The organism is Pseudanabaena sp. UWO311, assembly GCF_006937785.1.
Classification (GTDB): domain Bacteria; phylum Cyanobacteriota; class Cyanobacteriia; order Pseudanabaenales; family Pseudanabaenaceae; genus Pseudanabaena.
Genome location: NZ_SJEE01000011.1, coordinates 13462 through 32982 on the forward strand (window position 1 = coordinate 13462; position 19521 = coordinate 32982).

General features: G+C 42.3%; 15 protein-coding genes and 1 pseudogene. 9 read left to right on the forward strand and 7 right to left on the reverse strand.

Annotated features, from left to right (window positions below; genetic code table 11):
* Nucleotides 1-247: 247 nt before the first annotated feature.
* From PseudUWO311_RS10345 to PseudUWO311_RS10355, 3 genes are all read left to right on the forward strand, one after another.
* Entirely contained in the window at nucleotides 248-2998 is a 2751-nt protein-coding gene (locus tag PseudUWO311_RS10345) for a phycobilisome rod-core linker polypeptide (protein ID WP_142655174.1), read from the forward strand.
* Between the two features lie 205 nt (nucleotides 2999-3203).
* Nucleotides 3204-4217 (forward strand): type I glyceraldehyde-3-phosphate dehydrogenase, encoded by a 1014-nt coding sequence (locus tag PseudUWO311_RS10350; protein WP_142655175.1) that lies wholly within the window; start codon nucleotides 3204-3206, stop codon nucleotides 4215-4217.
* 125 nt (nucleotides 4218-4342) lie between these two features.
* Nucleotides 4343-6310: a CHASE2 domain-containing protein gene (locus PseudUWO311_RS10355; protein WP_142655176.1), complete on the forward strand. Its 1968-nt coding sequence runs from the start codon at nucleotides 4343-4345 to the stop codon at nucleotides 6308-6310.
* A 27-nt stretch (nucleotides 6311-6337) separates the two neighbouring features.
* On the opposite strand, the gene PseudUWO311_RS10360 is transcribed toward PseudUWO311_RS10355, so the two are convergent.
* Nucleotides 6338-8206: a hypothetical protein gene (locus PseudUWO311_RS10360; RefSeq protein ID WP_142655177.1), complete on the reverse strand. Its 1869-nt coding sequence runs from the start codon at nucleotides 8204-8206 to the stop codon at nucleotides 6338-6340.
* A gap of 177 nt (nucleotides 8207-8383) precedes the next feature.
* On the opposite strand from PseudUWO311_RS10360, the gene trpC reads away from it, so the two are divergent.
* The 6 genes from trpC to PseudUWO311_RS10390 all read left to right on the forward strand — a co-directional run bounded on the left by trpC (nucleotide 8384) and on the right by PseudUWO311_RS10390 (nucleotide 12526).
* The gene (trpC, locus tag PseudUWO311_RS10365; RefSeq protein WP_142655178.1) at nucleotides 8384-9253 is read left to right on the forward strand and encodes an indole-3-glycerol phosphate synthase TrpC; all 870 of its coding nucleotides are present in this window, start codon (nucleotides 8384-8386) and stop codon (nucleotides 9251-9253) included.
* Between the two features lie 27 nt (nucleotides 9254-9280).
* On the forward strand, nucleotides 9281-9934 hold the full coding sequence (locus PseudUWO311_RS10370; protein ID WP_142655179.1) for a type I restriction endonuclease subunit R: 654 nt from the start codon (nucleotides 9281-9283) through the stop codon (nucleotides 9932-9934).
* Between the two features lie 2 nt (nucleotides 9935-9936).
* Entirely contained in the window at nucleotides 9937-10815 is an 879-nt protein-coding gene (locus PseudUWO311_RS10375) for an alpha/beta hydrolase (RefSeq protein ID WP_142655180.1), read from the forward strand.
* A 102-nt stretch (nucleotides 10816-10917) separates the two neighbouring features.
* A complete protein-coding gene (ruvX, locus tag PseudUWO311_RS10380; protein WP_142655181.1) occupies nucleotides 10918-11319 on the forward strand; it encodes a Holliday junction resolvase RuvX in 402 nt (133 codons plus the stop codon).
* 244 nt (nucleotides 11320-11563) lie between these two features.
* Nucleotides 11564-12007 (forward strand): photosystem I reaction center subunit II PsaD, encoded by a 444-nt coding sequence (locus PseudUWO311_RS10385; RefSeq protein ID WP_103669609.1) that lies wholly within the window; start codon nucleotides 11564-11566, stop codon nucleotides 12005-12007.
* A gap of 372 nt (nucleotides 12008-12379) precedes the next feature.
* The gene (locus PseudUWO311_RS10390) at nucleotides 12380-12526 is read left to right on the forward strand and encodes a chlorophyll a/b-binding protein (RefSeq protein WP_142655182.1); all 147 of its coding nucleotides are present in this window, start codon (nucleotides 12380-12382) and stop codon (nucleotides 12524-12526) included.
* Nucleotides 12527-12580: 54 nt separating this feature from the next.
* Here PseudUWO311_RS10390 and PseudUWO311_RS10395 read toward each other — a convergent pair whose 3' ends face one another.
* From PseudUWO311_RS10395 to minD, 6 genes and pseudogenes are all read right to left on the reverse strand, one after another.
* Nucleotides 12581-13417 (reverse strand): RimK family alpha-L-glutamate ligase, encoded by an 837-nt coding sequence (locus PseudUWO311_RS10395; RefSeq protein ID WP_142655183.1) that lies wholly within the window; start codon nucleotides 13415-13417, stop codon nucleotides 12581-12583.
* A 58-nt stretch (nucleotides 13418-13475) separates the two neighbouring features.
* Nucleotides 13476-16112: an alanine--tRNA ligase gene (alaS, locus tag PseudUWO311_RS10400; RefSeq protein ID WP_142655184.1), complete on the reverse strand. Its 2637-nt coding sequence runs from the start codon at nucleotides 16110-16112 to the stop codon at nucleotides 13476-13478.
* A 426-nt stretch (nucleotides 16113-16538) separates the two neighbouring features.
* Complete coding sequence (locus PseudUWO311_RS10405) at nucleotides 16539-17384, reverse strand: AAA family ATPase (protein WP_190303459.1); 846 nt, start codon at nucleotides 17382-17384, stop codon at nucleotides 16539-16541.
* Complete coding sequence (locus PseudUWO311_RS10410) at nucleotides 17385-17960, reverse strand: Uma2 family endonuclease (protein WP_142655185.1); 576 nt, start codon at nucleotides 17958-17960, stop codon at nucleotides 17385-17387.
* Between the two features lie 490 nt (nucleotides 17961-18450).
* A pseudogene (minE, locus tag PseudUWO311_RS24870) lies at nucleotides 18451-18708 on the reverse strand (cell division topological specificity factor MinE); the annotation flags it as partial.
* Nucleotides 18709-18716: 8 nt separating this feature from the next.
* Nucleotides 18717-19520 (reverse strand): septum site-determining protein MinD, encoded by an 804-nt coding sequence (gene minD / locus PseudUWO311_RS10420; RefSeq protein ID WP_103669614.1) that lies wholly within the window; start codon nucleotides 19518-19520, stop codon nucleotides 18717-18719.
* Nucleotide 19521 lies beyond the last annotated feature (1 nt).

A 19521-nucleotide genomic window follows, 5' to 3' on the forward strand; every position in this document is an offset into this window, starting at 1 on the left:
ACCAAACTTAGCTTAACAAAGATCGCTATAGCGATCGCCAATACGCCCTACTTACAGCTATATATAAATACATAGCGCAATCAACATACGTGCTTTACAAAACTTATCGTGTCTTTCTGGTTGAAATACCTGTAAATGCGGCATTTTCTGATGAGATAGAGATATATATTTAAGTTGGAAAACCCTATACTTGGGTAGATATTATTTCGACTTTTTACATACCCTTTAAAGATCTCAAGGCAGACACATGAGCGTAACAGCGTCAAGTGGTGCAGTAAATGCCCGCCCCAGTCTATATCAGACCGCTTTAACTTCCACAATTTCTCAGATAGAGCAACAAGATCGCTTTGCGACTCGTAGCGAATTAGATGATTTATCCACATATTTTCAATCTGGACTAAAACGCCTCGAAATTGCAGAAATTTTGACAAAAAACTCTGACAATATCGTATCCAAGGCTGCTAGCCGTATTTTTACGGGTGGTTCAGCGATGGCATTTTTGGAAAAACCCAAAAATTCCGAAGCTTTGGAGGTCGATCGTGCTGGTCGAGTAGTTGATGTCAAGATCGGCATGGAGCTTGGTACAACTACTTATACTGAGGCAAGCGAAGGTGGCTTTTTAGGGACAATCAAGAATTTCTTCAGTAATACAGGCATTACTGGCGTTGTTGATCCTGTGCCAGCTAATTTCCGCCCCATTAACATTTCTCGTTATGGCGCAGACCGCATGAAGAAGTCCCTGCGTGACTTGTCATGGTTCTTGCGCTATGCCACCTATGCAATCGTTGCAGGTGACCCAAATATTCTTGCTCAAAACGTGCGTGGCTTGCGCGAAATCATTGAAGCAGCTTGCTCTACTGAGGCAACCATCGTTGCATTACAGACCATGAAGCAAGCCGCAGCAGGTTATTTCCTTAAAGATCCTGCGGCGATCGAAATTATCAAGCAATACATGGATGTAGCGATCGCTGAATTCAAAGCAGCTACCCCTTCACCTAAAGTTCGTCAGCGCAATTCCCCAGACTTGCAAGGACTTGCACTGCCTCAAATTTACTTCAACACCGCTGAGCGTCGTCAGAAGTTTGTAATGAAGGCTGCCATGACGGGAGCCGAGAAAAATGAAGTAGTTAAGGCTGCTTATCGCCAAGTTTTCGAGCGTGATATCGCCCGTGCTTATAGCCAAGGTGTCTCTGACCTTGACTCTAAGGTAAAAAATGGTGAAATCTCGGTGCGTGAGTTTGTGCGCCGATTAGGTTTATCGCCTTTATACCGCGATCAATTTTTCCTGCCTTTCATCAACTCCCGTGCGGTTGAGTTAGCCTTCAAGCATTTCCTTGGACGCTCACCTGAGAGCCGTGAAGAAGTGGCCGCTTACTTTGCGATCGTCTCCAAAGGTGGTCTCTCAGCTCTAGTCAATGCGCTAGTTAACTCCAGAGAGTACAGCGACTACTTTGGCGAAGAAACTGTCCCTTACCAACGTGGATACGGACAGGAAGCTCAGACTGCTCGTAACTGGGGCGCACAGTTTGACTTGTTCAACTATTCAGCTCCTTTCCGCAAGGTTCCTCAATTCATTACCTTGTTTGCTGCTTACGAGCAACCATTGCCCGATCAGCATGTTTACGGTGCTGGTAATGATCCGCTTGAAATCCAATTTGGCGCGATCTTCCCTAAAGAAACTCGTAATCCTAGCGCGTCCCCTGCGCCTTTTGGCAAGGATACCCGCCGCATCTTGATCCGCAATGGTGCTGGTATCACTAACCAACTTGGTAATCCATCGGCAACTGGCTCGATTGATTCAATGAGTCCCAAGGTATTCAAGCTCGATCAAACCCAACGCGATAGCGTCAAGATTGGCAAAGGAGCTAGAATCAGTTCGATTAAAGGTCAGAGTGTTAACAACTCGGAAAGCTCTACCCAAGCTGTGATTCGCGCAATTTACTTACAAGTCACTGGCTACATTCCTTTTGCAGGTCAGCGCCTCACGGCAGCCGAGAGCAAGTTGGAAAATGGTCAAATCTCGGTACGCGAATTTGTCCGCATCTTGGCTAAGTCGCCTTTATTCCGCGATCGCTATTGGACGAAGCTTTATGTATGTAAAGCGATCGAATATACTCACCGCCGTCTATTAGGTCGTCCTACCTATGGTCGCCCTGAAATGAACGCTTACTTTGATCTTGCATCCAAGAAAGGCTTCTATGCAGTCGTTGATGCGATCCTTGAGACCAAGGAATACGAGCAAGCCTTTGGCGAAGATACCGTTCCTTACGAGCGCTATTTGACTCCCGCAGGTGTATCATTGCGCAACAATCGCAACAGCACCTTGGGCGAAGAAAAAGGCACTAAGGTCGTGGTTGAGCCAACAGCTAAGTTCATCGAACTTGGTCAAGTCACCGAAGAGCGTTCTTCTGTATCCATCCGCGATCGCATCAACCAAGGTGTTGACAAGAAACGCGAACAACGCAAGATCTTCAAGCTTACTACCACCGACCCTGTGGAAACAGGCGCATTGGTACGTGCTGCTTTCCGTCAAGTGTTCGAGCGCGATATGGATGCCTATGTTGCTGACTCACAATTCAGTCAATATACTTCCAAGCTTCTCAACGAAGAAACCACAGTCAAAGAATTCATCTTGGCGATCGGTACATCCGATCTCTATATCAAGGAATTCTATGCCCCATTCCCCAACACCAAGGTAATCGAATTGGGTACAAAGCATTTCTTAGGACGTGCGCCACTCGATCAAGCTGAAATTCGCAAATATAACGTGATTTTGGCAACTAGTGGTATCAAGGCAATGGTCACGGAAATGGTTAACAGCCGTGAATTCCTCGATGCATTTGGCGAAGATGTAGTACCTTACAACCGCTTTGAAACTTTCCCTGCGGCTAACTACCCCAACACCCAAGTGCTATACGATCGCCTCACCAAACAGGATAAATCGATCGTTGTACCTAGCTTTGCAACTGTTAAATCAAAAGTTCCAACAACTGTTTAGCTAATAAAAATCACATGAAATACGCTGTGTGTGTTTCATGTAAAACCCAGAAAGGTAGAGGCAATTCATAAATTGCCTCTACCTTTCTGGGTTTTATTAAGATTCAAAATTTTGCTTCAAGAGAGAATAAATTGGTGACGGTTTTTCGGTATCATAAGCATCAGATTAAAGTAAAAAGTTAAATTTATATAAAGGGCGATAAGAAGTGACTATCAGGGTAGCGATTAATGGATTTGGGCGCATCGGACGTAACTTTCTCAGATGCTGGGCTGGTCGCTCAGAGACAAACATAGAACTAGTTGGACTGAACGATACGTCCGATCCCCGTACCAACGCTCACTTGCTTAAGTACGACTCCATGCTCGGCAAATTTGCGGGCGAAGTTAGTGCTGATGACACCACAATTACTGTTAATGGCAAAACCATCAAAACAGTTTCCGATCGCAATCCTGACAATTTACCTTGGAAAGATTGGGGCATTGATTTAGTCATCGAATCTACGGGTGTATTTATCGATAAAGTTGGCGCTGGCCGACATATTGGTGCAGGTGCTAAGAAAGTTCTAATTACTGCCCCTGGTAAAAACGAAGATGGTACGTTTGTAGTTGGTGTGAATGATAAAGATTACAACCATGATATTCACCACATCATCAGTAATGCTAGTTGCACCACCAACTGTTTAGCACCTGTTGCCAAAGTCTTGCTAGAAAACTTTGGCATTGTCAAAGGTGTAATGACTACCACCCACAGCTATACTGGTGACCAACGCTTGCTTGATGCTAGCCACCGCGATTTGCGCCGTGCTAGAGCTGCTGCTTTAAGCATTGTTCCAACCTCCACAGGTGCAGCTAAGGCTGTTGCGCTTGTATTACCACAACTAGCTGGCAAATTAAATGGCATTGCTTTGCGAGTGCCAACTCCTAACGTCTCAGTTGTTGACTTTGTGGTCGAAGTGGAAAAAGCCACGATCGCTCAAGAAGTTAATGAAGCATTCCGCGTTGCAGCCGAAGGCTCAATGAAAGGCATTTTGGAATATAACGAATTGCCTTTGGTGTCAATCGACTATCGCGGTGTTGATGCATCTTCAATCGTTGACTCTTCTTTGACTATGGTCATGGGTGGCAATATGGTTAAGGTTGTTGCTTGGTACGACAACGAGTGGGGCTATAGCCAACGTGTTGTTGACTTAGCTGAAATTGTTGCTAAAAACTGGAAATAATTTTTCAAAAAAAGAGGCGGCACTTTGTGCCGCCTCTTTTTTTTGTTCACGCAATTTCGCTGATGTATGAGTATCCAGCGATGTAGATAGAATATTGTGAAGTCAATGTTCTTATAGCGATCGCAATGAAACTTCCTGCCACTTTGGTTAATTTCGGAGCTTTTTGTAAACGTAATCATCAGCAATTAGTGGCTGGATTGATTACGTTTTCATTGTCTTTGGGCGTTTTAGGCTTAAGAGAAAATGGAGCTTTTAAGGAAGTGGAGCTTTGGGTTTATGACAGCTTGATGCGATCGCAACTTAACGAACCACCCGATCGCCGTGTTGTTATTGTCGAAATTTCTGAAGCTGATATTCAAGATTTCTCTAAGCTATATTTTGAGCGATGGCCAATTTCGGATCGCTTATTTGCCAGACTGATTAACCAAATTTCCGTTGCCAAACCTGCTGCGATCGGCATTGATAAATATCTGGATTTACCAGTTCTAGAAGGACGTAGTGAGTTGGTTAACGCCATTAAAAATGCTGGTAATGTAGTAAATGCTAAATTTATTGCAACGGTCGAAGGTCGCAGTGGTGTTGATCCTGCGAAAGATCTAGAACAAATTAGCAGCTATGGATATGTGAATTTACCCACAGACAAAGGGGCGCTGGTGCGGCGAGCTTCAATCGTTGGCGATTCAGGGTCTTTAGCCTTTGAGATTGCCAATTTGTATTTAAAAAATTTGCATGGTAAACAGCTTGTATTTGACCCAGCTGCAATTCAATTTACGGCTGGCAAACAAATTATTCCAAGGATAACGGCAAATTACGGTGCATATCGTAAAGAGGATGATAGCGGATATCAAATGATGATTCGCTATCGAGGAAAGGCAAGATTCTTTGAGCATATTCGAGCAACTGATGTACTTGAGAAGCGTGTTGCTCCTGAGAAACTGCGCGATCGCGTAGTCCTAATTGGTGTGACTGCGGAAAGCCTCAAAGATAGCTTTCCCACTCCTGTTAGTGTTGATGGCGAAGTGATGTATGGGGTGGAAATCCATGCAAATATTGTCAGCCAGTTGATTAGTAGTACTTTAGACGATCGCAAATTTATTCAGGTTTGGTCAAACGAGATTGAAAATATTTGGATTTTGTTTTGGGCGATCGCTGGTGGTGCAATGGCAGCATTTATTGCTCATGCTGGTAAAAATATAGGGCTTTTAGTTCTCTCCTCTGGTGGTTTAGTTTGGGCTAGCTATTTTGCCTTTGGTCAGGCTCTGTGGATACCATTATTTCCAGCCTTGTTGGGTTTAATTTCTTCAAATGTACTAGTCATGGCTTATCAGCTTGCAATTCAGCAATCAGAACGCAAAGTGCTGATGGGATTATTTTCACGACATGTCTCTAAGGAGCTAGCCGATATTATTTGGTCAAATCGCGAAAAATTTCTGCTAGAGGGGCGGATAACTGGACAGGAGGTTTATGTCACTGTTTTGTTTACGGATATGAGAAACTTTAGTACTGCGGCGGAGGCTCAAGCCCCTGGTGAGACGCTAAATTGGCTCAATAATTATTTGGGAACGATCGCTAATGAAGTTTTAGCTTATGGCGGTATGGTCGATAAGTACATTGGTGATGCGGTGATGGCAGTATTTGGAGTGCCGATTCCCCATAGTAATGAAATTGAACGTACCCGCGATGCTCAATCTGCTGTTGCTGCGGCTTTAGCGATCGCCCATAAATTAGCGGAAATGAATGAGGTCTGGGTAGCCCAAGGATTACCACCCGTCTCGACAGGAATTGGCATTAATTCTGGTCTGGTGATTGCAGGAAGTTTAGGTAGTTCGGAGCGATTGGAATATTCTGTATTAGGAGATGCGGTTAATGTTGCGTCGCGACTAGAGAGCTTTAATAAAGAAGTTGATGGTGGACCACATCATATTTTGATTAGTGAAGAGACATATCAGCGATTAGATAACAATTTCCAGACCGAGTTTGTGGGTAAATTTGCACTCAAAGGGAAAACACAGGAAACAGGAATTTACCGAGTTTTGGATGTCCAAAAGAAGCTTAATCAACTTAGTTCCACAAGCTCATTTGAAAATAAATAAAAAGCGGCGCTTAGCGCCGCTTTTTATTTATTTTTTAGTCAACTCTTTAACAGGTGAGGTTGAAGTTGTAGACAAATCCGTTAATGCTGGAGGCTTGTCTGTTGATTTAGCCTCAGCTTTATTCTCTGAAGTTTCTTTTTTCTCAGAAGACTTATCTACAGGTTTTGTTTCTTCAGTTTTGGCTGGGAAAAATTTACTTGTATCAAAGTTGAAATTTTTGAATACATCTGTTGGAGCAGCATTTGGTTTGAACTTCTTCGGTTCCTTCTCAGGCAAAGCATCTTTGGGTGGTTCAGATTTTGGTGTTATCAGAGTTGTATTTTTAGAGACTTCTTTGGCGGCTTCCTGAGGAGCTTCTTTAGGTGTTGTTACTTGAGGTGAGACTTTGGGTGCGATCGGTCTTCCTGGTATTGCAATAGGGGCATATTTACTCCTAATTGGAGCAGGAACGCTCTTGACTGGTTCTACAACATTTACAGGCTTAGCCTTGGCAGATTCTGAAGTAACCTTTTCTGACTCAGTAACTGGCGTGTTTTTAGCCTTGATGGGCGCAGTTTTTACAGGTTCGGCAGACACAGGAGCATCTTTGACTTTAATTGGTTCAACCTTGACTTGTTCTGGGACTGGAACTGCCTTAGTCGGGATAGGTTCAACCTTGACTGGCTCAGCTACTGGTGATGATTTTGTAATAATTGGTGCGGCTGGAGCAACAGGAACTACAGGAATTACAGGAACTACAGGAACTACAGGAATTACAGATGATGCTTTATCAACAGGTTTAGTCTCTTCCTTGGGCGCATCTGCTGGCGTAGATGTGGGGCTAACAACCTCAGTTTTAGATGATTCGGTTGGCTTTTCCGTAGGAGTGACGACAGGTGCGACAGACTCAACAGGCGAAGGTATAACTTCAGGAGCAGGTGGTACATAGTCTGGGTTAACGATCGCATCGATATTTGCAATCTTTTCGCCACGGACTAGACGCGCTAGGGTGTCAGTACCATTGGGTTGATAGTTAATGACATGGGCAGTGCTGTTAAATACATTCGCGATCGCATCTCCGTCTGGTTCTAGTAATTCTAGCTTCACCCAATTTTGTCCAGTTTTGAAGCCTTTGAGATAGATTGGCTCCCAACGATCAAAGGTAAAGCTTTGTCCATCAATGGTGGCGCGAACCTGCCAATCATCGATCGCCTCATCATCTTTGCCGAGTAAATGCAAAGGTGCATTTTGGAGATAAAAATCAAGCATGATTGGCTCAGCACCATAGGTTCCAACAGGACGGCTGTAGGTTAGCAAAGGTGTTTTTGCTTCGGGAGTATTTTCGCCAGTTTTGGTCAATACATTAAAGGTAGTCTGTGCATACGCACCTTGGTTTTTGAAGCTTTCATGCCAAGGTCGCGAAGCAAAGGCTCGAATTGTATGAGTTCCCGCGCTGAGGTGATCAAATGTTGCGGTTTGATTTAGGTCGTAAATTGCTTTGTATTCTTGGTTATCCAAAGTCACATGGATATGGGGCCCTAAACCGAAATCAGCATTTTTGAAAATTGGCAAATTTTTGACATCAAACTTCACCGACACTTGAGTGTCATTTAGTATTTCATCAGGTTTTGGGCTGATGATAATGACCTGTGGGGCATAGCTATCAAGTAGGCGACTGAGGCGTTGAATTTCCTTGGGTGGAGAGACTTCGGTGATGTTAATGCTCGATACGACTTTTTTGTCTGGAACTTTACTGACTGGCTTATTGTCACCACCGCAAGCTGTGAGGTAAAAGCACAGGGCGATCGCCATGACCAAACTGGATAACTTTTTCCAAGGGATATTTCGCCAATAAGATTGAACTCGCGAAGTCTTTGGCTTGTCTTCGGGTTGGTTAGAGTTTGCGATCGCGCTCATAAAAACTATGCTCAACTCACATTACACAGGCAAATATACCGAAAAATGAGCGCTTTGCTTGTAAAGAAACCTCATAATTTATAAAGTAATTTGCTAAAAAGTAACTATAGGTGGCTTTTTGATAAATTGCTTTATGCTAAAAGCTATATCTTTACACGATCAACCAAGTTCTCATCAATGCAAGTACGCCGCCAATCTGAAACCGCTAGTAGCAAAGGCTATGCGATCGCTGCCCTAACTGAAGCACCCCAAAACATTTTAGAAAAAATCGTTTGGCATAAGGAGCTAGAGGTTGCGCAGATGTATGCCACTGAGCCGATTGAGTCAATTAAAGCTAAATTAACTAGCGTTAGTCCGCCGCGAGATTTTTATGGCAGTTTGCAAAATTCCCCGATTAAGCCTGCCCTAATCGCCGAAGTCAAAAAAGCCTCACCTAGCAAAGGGTTATTTCGTAAAGATTTTGATCCTATAGCGATCGCCCAAGCCTACGAACGCGGCGGTGCGAGTTGTCTCTCGGTACTAACTGATCGAGAATTCTTTCAAGGCGGTTTTGAAAATTTGCAACTGGTGCGCCAAGCTGTTGAATTACCGTTACTTTGCAAAGAATTTATTATTGATCCCTATCAAATTTATCTAGGGCGATCGCATGGTGCGGATGCAGTTTTATTAATCACCGCAATTCTTACTGATACTGAATTAACCTCACTGCAAGCATTAATCCATGAGTTAGGCATGGCTGCACTAGTTGAAGTGCATACTCAAGCTGAGCTAGATCGTGTTTTACAAATTCCTGAGGTGCGCTTAATCGGGATTAATAATCGCAATTTAGAAAATTTTGTTGTCGAGCTTGAGCAAACTAAAATTTTAATGGATAGACTAGATCCAGTAACTAGAGATAAATATCTTTGGGTGAGCGAGTCTGGCATTTATACCCGTCAAGATCTAGATTTTGTACAAAGTTGTGGAGCGAGATCTGTGCTAGTTGGCGAGTCTTTAATCAAACAAGAAAATATTGAAGATGCAATCACAAATTTGCTAGAAAAATAAATCCCTAATCTTAAGAGCTAGGAATTAATGGTCACAACATTAGCAATTTCTAAACATGTTAATAGTTTGCTGGAAGTAGAAAATAGATTCTCAGCACAACAAGCTATCGGCGATCGCTTTTTCAGTGAATGCTATGAAGACTTGCCAGAGTTGACGGAACTTGAAAAAGAACGCTGCGATCGCCTGAAGGAGCGATATCTTTACCATCGTCATCATGGACATATCAGTGAAGGGTTAATTAATCAAATTGCGATCGCGCCTTTATTGGAAATGGCAAAATTTTATGATCCACCTTTTGATATTAGATCTGAGTATCCTGTTCAAATTGAATCTATAGAATTTGATGTAGACGAAAACGAACAAACTATTTATCAAGGTCGTATTGATACGCTTGTGATTCACAAAAAACTATGGGTGCTGGTAATCGAATCTAAAGGTCAATCGTTTAGTATCGAATCAGGCATGGCGCAGGCGCTTACTTATATGATGAGTAGTCCCAATCAATTGCAGTCAACCTATGGATTTATTAGCAATGGTGGGTTTTCGATTTTTCTTAAGGTGACACAAGGAGAGGTTTTTCAATATCAATTCTCTAATGATTTTTCGCTATACAATCGCAATGCAAATGAATTTTTGACTGTACTTCAGATTCTTAAAAAAATCGCTCAGTTATTTCAGTAAAAATGAACCCGAATTTACAGTCAGTATTGCAAATATTACAAAAGTTTTTATTGCCAGTTGGTCGTATTCTGGTGCTTGCTTACATTGGCTTGGCGATCGCTTTATATCTCGGACAATCAAACCTAGTCTATATGCCGAGTCAAGAGCTAATAGATACGCCTGCAACCATAGGCTTAAAATTTGATGATGTACAGCTCACAACTAAAGATAATGTCAATTTAGATTCTTGGTTTGTGCCAGCTAAAGATAACGATCAAATTGGTAAAGGTGTGATTTTGTTTTGTCATGGCAATGGTGGCAATATTGGCAATCGTGTTAGTTATTTACCAATTTTTAAAGATTTGGGGCTTGCTACTTTCCTGTTTGATTATCGAGGCTATGGCAAAAGTGAGGGTAAACCCAGCGAAGAAGGAACCTATAACGATGTCGAAACTGCGTGGCAATATCTCACTCAAGAGAAACAAATTCCACCTCAAAAAATTATTATCTACGGTGAATCATTAGGAGGTGCGATCGCCTCTTACTTAGCTCAGAAAATCTCACAACAAGATGGTAAAAATTCAGCAGGTGGTTTGATTCTTGCTTCAACATTTACCTCGATTAGCGATCGCGCTGCTGAGCTTTATCCATTTTTGCCAATTCGGTTTCTCTCTCGATTTTCCTACAACTCCATTGATCGCTTACCCAGCATCAAAATTCCTGTTTTAATTATTCATAGCTCCGATGATGAAATCATTCCCTTTCATCATGGCGATCGCAATTTTCAAGCAGCCAATCAGCCCAAAAAACTAGTTAAACTACGTGGCGATCATAACGGTGGCTTCCTAGACTCTCTCGAAACCTATCGCAAGGGGCTTAAGGAATTTATCCAAAGTATATAATTGTGGACATCGTAAACAAAAATTACGAATTACGAATTACGAATTATCAAAGAGATTTCAATTCGTAATTCGTAATTCGTAATTATCAATTCAGGAATATCCGTGCTGTTAGGTTTCGATCCAGGAAAACAAAAATGTGGTGTCGCTGTCATGGGCTTAGATCGCAAGATTCACTTTCAGGCTGTTATTCTAAGCAAAGATGCGATCGCTAAAGTTGGTGGCTTATTAGATAGCTATCCCATTTCGCTGATGGTGATGGGTGATCAAACTGCCTCTAAGCAATGGAAAGCTGAACTACAGTCAACATTCCCAGATTTGCGAATCATCACCGTTGACGAGCGTTATAGCAGTGAAGAGGCTCGCCTACGATTTTGGGAGATTTATCCCGCACAAGGCTTAATGAAATTAGTCCCACTTGGAATGCGATCGCCTGATCGCCCTATTGATGACATTGTTGCCATTATCCTAATTGAACGATATCTCAGTCGCCTAATTAGCTCATAAGTACTAAATTGCCCAAACCCGTAAAGTTGCGCCCCGCAGGGGCGCAACTTTACGGGTTTGGGTTTGTAATTAATTATGCCTAGCTACTCAGACAAGAAAATATCTTGCTTCACGAGATATTTTCTCTAAAAGTTTTGTCAAGCTTCGTAAAGTAACGTTAAGTAAGCTTGAAGCAGGGGTATATAGAAATGATATCTTTGCTCTTGATATCAAAAGCATATACGCAATTTGGGAGAACATCTCAATGTCAGAAGAAACAGCAACCTTTACTGCACCTGCCCCTAAAGGCAAAACCCCTATCTGGGGTGGTAGCACAGGTGGTTTGCTCAACTCCGCCTTCACCGAAGAAAAGTACTTAATCTCTTGGAATAGCCCAAAAGAGCAAGTATTTGAAATGCCCACAGGCGGCGCTGCAACTATGGTCAGTGGCGACAACTTGCTTTACTTAGCTAAGAAAGAGCAAGCCCTTGCTTTGGGTACACAGTTGCGTAAATTTAAGATCACCAATTACAAAATTTGGCGCGAATTTCCTAATGGCGACCAAGTTTATCTACATCCTAGCGATGGTGTATTCCCTGAGAAGGTGAATGCTGGTCGTGTTGCCGCTAATAGCGTCAGCCGCAAGATTGGTGATAATCCTAATCCTATAAGCGTCAAGTTTACAGGTAAGGCAACTTACGATGTCTAATTAATGGCCTTGGCTATTAATACCGCTCTCATTTATTTTTATTTTCACAAAAGCTAATGCGATCTAGCGATCTCATTAGCTTTTGTTTGTCAAGGCGGTTTTCGATCAAGCGAACCACAATAAATTTGTGAACGCATTGCTTTGCAACACCTTCACAAATTTATTGGTTTGCTCATGATTCCAAAGCACTGCGAGTCTCATTAAAATAGGTAGATGGCACTTGTGCCATCTACCTATTTGCTTTTGTAATTAATCTCATAACTTTGTCGAATCTACCTTTAGCGGTATAGCTTATTAAGAAATATAAAGTAATATTAATTCAAATAAAGATTCTTAACGTTTAGAAATCAGAACACAAAGGAGACAACTGCAATGTCCGATTCTACAGAGCCTAAATTTGGTTTTAATAACTTCGCTGAAACTTGGAACGGTCGTCTTGCAATGCTAGGATTCGTTATCGGTTTGGCAACAGAATTAATCACTGGACAAGGCATTCTTACTCAAATTGGCTTGATGTAATTTCATCACATAAGTAAACAAAAAGGGAGCACTTAGCGCTCCCTTTTTGTTTGCTTATGCGCATTCCAAATATCTTAAAATCTTTTGGAAAAGCCCTATGATCGGCTCTTCTCCATTATCTCGAATAAAAATATCAAAATTTGGATGCGAATTCGCCTCAATCAGCCAGTAAACACCGCGATCATCTATTGCAACATCTAGCCCTACATAAGCGATCGCTGGCATCTTCTGGAAAATTGGTTTGATAAACTCATCGATCGCTGCAATAGTTTCGTGATTACTAACTTGTTTCGCGATCGCCCCTTCCCAATGCAAAGGACTGAGATTTCCTGTAAACTCAGCCTGCGAAATATCTTTGTCATACAGAACTATTTGCTCATGATTGAGACATACGGAGCGATATTCTTTAACGATATTAATTGGCTCCTGTACTAGAGCAACATAGTCATAGTTTTTGCTATTAACATTAAAAATCACATCTAAAGCACTCCGAATCTGTAGCAAATCAAAACACTTAAAGACATTATTCCCCCCCGATCCCCGATTCCGCTTTACAATGATTGGCAACTCAAAGTTGCTTTCAATCTCTGCAATAATTTCCTCGATAGTCGAGAATTGTAAGTACTCTTTGTATTTCTGATCACAATAGGGTGAGATAAAAGACAACGTGCGAGGCATCTTCACGATATCTTGAAATACCTGATAAAAATATTGCTTATCCTTAAAGATTTCCGCTATAGATTGCGGCGTGAGAGGGGTTGAATAGTTGGTAAAGTAATATTCGCGATCGCTGAGTTTAATCTTAACTAGATTCTGATTCGGATGCAAAATCTCATATTCAATGGATAGCTTTTTACAAGCTTCCAATAACATTTTGATGTTTGTGAGCATATTTACTTGATTCTATTTCAAAAAATAGAGGAGGCTCAAAGTGCCTCCTCTCCAACTTTTAAGCTAGCGTATTTCTGAGCTGAGCTTCAGCAGCTTCTAGAGCTTCGGGCAACTTACTGGCATCTTTACCACCTGCTTGAGCGAGGTTGGGGCGACCGCCGCCGCCGCCACCGCAAATTTTAGCGATCGCACCAATAAATTTACCAGCTTGTAAACCCTTAGCAATTACTTCCTTACTGAAAGAAGCAACCAGCGTAACTTTGCCATCATCAGTAAAAGAACCTAGTACTACTGCACTATGTCCAAGTTTTGCAGAGAGCTTTTCGGCAGCCGCTTTGAGAGCTTCTGCTTCGATGTCAGGAAGTTGAGCAACCAGAATTTTAAATTCGCCGACGGGTTCAGCTTCATGAATGAGAGTATCAGCCTTGACTAGAGCTAATTCCTGTTTGAGATGTTCGACTTCCTTCTGAGCAGTTTTTAGCTCATGTTGCAAACCTGTAATCCGATCGCTAATTTCTTCAGGCTTGATTTTAAAGCGATCGCTTAAATCCTTAGCAATATTGTCGCGCAGAGTTAGATATTCCAAAACTGCCTGACCTGCGATCGCCTCAATTCGACGTACACCAGAGGCAACACCTGCTTCAGAAATGATTTTGAATAGTCCAATTTCGCTCGTGTTTTTTACATGCGTTCCTCCGCAAAGTTCCATTGATACATTAGGAATATCCATAACGCGGACTTCTGCACCATATTTTTCACCAAACATCGCGATCGCACCTTTGGCTTTTGCTTCGGCGATCGGCAATACTTCGATTACTGATTCATGGGCTTCGGAGATCCAGTTATTGATCTGCAATTCGATTTGCTGAAGCTCTTCAGTAGTGACCGCTCGATTGAGATTAAAGTCAAAACGCAGGCGATCGCTATCAACTAAGGAACCTGCTTGAGAAACATTAGGATCAACGATTTTCTTTAGGGCTGCTTGTAACAGGTGTGTGGCAGTGTGGTGCGCCTGAATGCGCCGACGTTCAGATACTGCAACTTGAGCATTGACGTTATCACCAACAGCAATTTCGCCACGTTCTACTTGTCCAATGTGAATGAATAGATCGGCTTGCTTCTGGACATCATTAACCTTAGCGATCGCTTCACCAATAGCGAGATAACCCGTATCACCAACCTGTCCACCTGATTCGGCATAGAAAGGAGTGCGATCTAAAACAATTTGAACTTTGCTACCAGCGATCGCTGTTTTTACCAATTCACCATTAACGAGAATTGCTTTAATTGTGGTGGTGCTACTGAGTTCCGTATAGCCAAGAAATTCAGTAGCACCAATTTCTTTAGCAATATTCACCCAGCTATCTTTCGCCATTAGATCAATATCTTCATGGGCAGCTTGCGATCGCTCCTGTTGCTTCTTCATTTCCGACTCGAAGCCGACCGCATCAACAGTAAAGCCTTCTTCTTCGGCGATTTCTTGGGTTAATTCAAGTGGAAATCCGTAAGTATCATAGAGAGTGAAAGCATCTACGCCCGAAATCGTCTTGCCAGATTGCACTTCAGCTTTTGTAAGAATCTCTTCAAGCAGCTTTTCTCCACGTTCTAGGGTTTGTAAAAAGCGAACTTCTTCGATTTTGATCTCATCTTTGATTATTTGCTCTCTTTCGCGAGTATTGGCATAAACGGATTCTGAAAGTGCGATCGCCACTTCGGCAACTTCAGACGCAAATGTGCCTGAGATACCTATCAACCGCCCATGACGAACTACGCGACGCAAGAGACGACGCATAATGTAACCTCTTCCTACATTCGATGCATTGATGCCATCGGCAATCATATGGACAACGGAGCGAACATGATCGCCAATCACCTTTAGCGAAGTTTTTACTTTTTCATCGCTCTGATGATAATCAATTCCTGCAATATCCGCAGCTTTTTTGATGATTGGGAAGATTAAATCTGTCTCGTAGTTATTGGGAACAGCCTGCAAAACCTGTGCCATGCGCTCTAAGCCCAAGCCTGTATCAATATTTTGCTTCTTTAGTTTTGTAAGATTGCCAGCCGCGTCACGATTTAACTCCATGAACACGAGGTTATAAATCTCTAAAAAGCGTGAATCATCTTCCAAATCAATCGCATCGTCACCCAATTCAGGATGAAAATCATAATAGATTTCTGAACAAGGCCCACAAGGCCCAGTCGCACCCGAAGCCCAGAAGTTATCATCGCCCATTCGTTGAATTCGATGAGCAGGAATGCCGATCGCATCGCGCCAAATCGCAAAGGCATCTTCATCGGTGTGATAGACGCTGACAACTAGGCGATCGGGTGGTAGTTGAAATACTTTAGTGACTAATTCCCATCCCCAAGCGATCGCTTCTTTTTTGAAATAGTCGCCAAAACTGAAATTCCCTAACATTTCAAAAAATGTGTGGTGACGCGCCGTTCTACCGACATTCTCGATGTCATTGGTACGAATACATTTTTGAGAGGTGGTAGCGCGAGGAACCTCAGGCTCTTGTTGGCCTAAAAAAATCGGCTTAAATGGTAGCATTCCCGCGATCGTTAGTAGCACTGTAGGATCAGCAGGTACGAGTGATGCGCTAGGCATTACCTTGTGACCGCGCTCCTCAAAGAAATTGAGAAACTTCGCGCGGATTTCAGCACCAGTAAGAGAGGGAAGGCTAGCCATAAAAGTTTGAATTAATGCAGACAGTAATATAGATTCAGGAAAACTCAACAAGTTTGCAACATGAAATGAATATATTGGGCAAACCTAATATAAATTCTTACAAATTTTAACAATTTTCTACTTGTATTATAGCGATTAGGGCATCCTTGCCCAAAATTTTGGCGATAATACCAATCCTCTAAATGGTGTTGCCATTTAGTTGAAATTAAACGTAGGATGGGTTAGCGATAGCGTAACCCATCATTGCTGACTACTTGATGCGTTACGTTGCACTAACGCATCCTACATTTAGTTATAACAATTCACAGAAGTGTGACAACACTTCTGTGAATTAAAAACCAAACCCTGCAAGGGTTTTCAAAGCACAAAATGGCTACGCCATTTTGTGCTTTGATATGATGCCTTCCTACTGATTAGCGTGAAAAGCTAGAAATCTCCGTAGTCAACTTGTAGGCAAGTTAAACCCAGATCTCGCCAAACTTTGACAACCTGATCGCGATCGTCTAATACAAACGACACATTGTATTTATCAAGAATAAATTCATCATAAATCTCTCTCTTAACAATGCTGTCTTTTCTCATGTCACCAGACTTTCGCATATGCAGAGCATCAAAACATATACCATGCTTCTCTAGCCATGCTAATGTCTGAGGTTTGGACTTATCCTCTCTCCCCGAAACAAATACGATCGCCTTTCCTGATGTCTGCAAAATTGATCGCACGGGTTCATTAACCAAATCCTTCTCACAGCTAGCGCCATCATAGGGACTGCGATCGCCAATCAGAGCAAGCGTTCCATCCAGATCACAGATGATCGCATCAGGGAGGTCTGGATTATGAGCAGGTTTTGGGTTTCTAGGCGGTGCGATAAATTGGTTATACATATCGCGAATCACCTTCTCCCCAACCGAATTAAAACGCTTCAAATCCCGCTCAATGCAAGTCTCTAGAGACACATGCCGAAAGTCCACTATCTCTAGTACCGCCAAGCCCTTGATTAGTTCTCTAATTCTTGCCTCGTGTTTGGGTGCAAGGTGAGTATTATCAACAATTACGTGCTTTCCTTCTTCTAAAGCCGCTTTAATAATCTGATCTTGTATATTTAAAACAAATTTCTCATTACCTTTGGAGAAATAAGAATTATCTAGCATGGCTCGAAGTTCGTCTTTATTAACCCGTTTAATTCCATTGGGTGATTTATCCACTTTTGCCTTCGCCCATGTGGATTTGCCAGAAGCGGGCAAACCAATCGTGAAATAAACTGTCAGCATTTATTCAAAAATCTCGGTGAGCTTACAGATAAAATCTGGTAATAGAGGCGAAGTTATATCATCATTCTCAAACAAAGTTGCCACTAAAACAAGCGCCGCATTCTCTCTTCGGTAGACTTGGATAGACATCTTTCTCCAATCTACAATCCAATATTCAAGTACACCCTGAATTGAATAAAGCTTTAACTTCAACTCGCGATCGCGTCTTTCTTGATCCACCCCTTCCGAAAGAACTTCTACCACCAAATCAGGCGCAGCCGTGAAATGACCCTGATTATCAAGGATATTGGCTAAGCGTCCTTGACTAACCCACACCAAATCAGGAATGACATTATCACTATCGGCAAAAATGACACGTGGAGTTATCACTACTTGACCAAGTCGAGAGTAACGAGACCAAACAGTAAGTTCCGTAGTTAAATTACGTATTACATTTTGATGTTTGTAATGCGGCGCTCTAGTCACTAATAATTCTCCATCAATGATTTCATAGCGAGTATTATCATCTGGGAAAAGCTCTAAATCAGAAGCTGTCCAGCGTACTTTGGCGATGTTAGCCTCTGTCGTTACTGCCATGATTCTCTTCCTCTTGGTTATAAAGTTTTGGAGATTCTTCAACTACCACTTCTTGAGATTCTAGGGAGTTAGAAAAACCTAAAGACAACTCTAACTGATCGCCTGCTTGCTCATCTAATTCTTCTAATTTTTTATTGATAGAATTTTCTAATGATGCATCAGACGAAACTAAATCAGAATTATTGGAAACATCTGTAATTACAGTGGGAGCTGTATCAGTTTCTACTACGTTGCGATCGTTGATCCCCTCATTTTGATTCTTATTAGCAGCTGTTCTTATTTTGCTGGTTACTTCGATAGTCCGCTCCGCAATTACAGCAATACGCTCTGGAGAAATATCTTCAGTTGAAGCTTTGATGTTTTCTTTGGATAGGATCGCATCAAGAGCATCTTCTGCCGACTGATCCATTTCTAAGATATTAGAGTTATTTGCTGAATCTACTTCTTCAGCGGGCTCATCAAAAAGACTTACTAGATCAGGTAACTCTTCGCGCACCATCCGAATTGGCAAGTTGGCAATCAGTGCCGTCATCCGTTTGTCAGACTCTAAACGAATATCCAATGAACCTTCATCAAGTTCTACATACTTAGAAACTACACGCATAATCTCATGGCGCATATTTTCAAATACCTGTGGCTCGATCGCAGCTCGATCATGGGCAAGGATAAATTTCAAACGCTGCTTGACTTTTGCCCCACTAGGGACATTACTTCTTTGAAATAGGCGATCTAGCAGTGTTGAAATCATCACAAACCTCAGGAGTTCCCACTAATCCAACTTGACAGACGGGCAAAAAATCCTTTAGGAGGAGCTTCGAGTTTTAAAAACTCAATATTTTTTCCTTCAAGTCGTTTTGCTACGTTTTCATAGGCAGTGCCTGCCAACGATGGCTTATCTGACAACACCAATGGTTCCCCTTTATTTGTAGAAACGATCACCTGTTCATCATCAGGAATTACACCAATCAATTTAACTGACAAAATATCCAGCACATCCTCGACGCTCATCATGTCGTTGTTTTGTACCATCGCAGGACGAATACGATTCAGAATTAATTTAATATCCGTAATTCGATTGGCTTCGAGTAACCCAACTACGCGATCTGCATCTCGCACAGCCGAAATTTCAGGAGTCGTTACTACGATCGCTTCTTTTGCCCCAGCGATCGCATTTTGAAATCCTGACTCAATGCCTGCGGGGCAGTCAATCAAAACGTAATCAAAATATCTGCCTAAAACCTCTACTAGAGCCTTCATATGGGCTGCTGTAATAGCCGTTTTGTTGCGCGTTTGCGGAGCTGCCAATAAAGATAAGTTTGGTTGGCGCTTATCTTTGACTAGGGCTTGGTCGAGTTTACATTCTCGCGCAATAACTTCTAGAGCCGTATATACGATGCGATTTTCTAGTCCCAATAAAAGATCGAGATTGCGTAAGCCAAAGTCAGCATCCACCAAGACTACTTTGCGTCCTAGTTTGGCGAGCGCCATGCCGAGATTTGCTGAAGATGTGGTCTTGCCGACACCACCTTTACCAGAGGTAACAACGATAATGCGACTCATG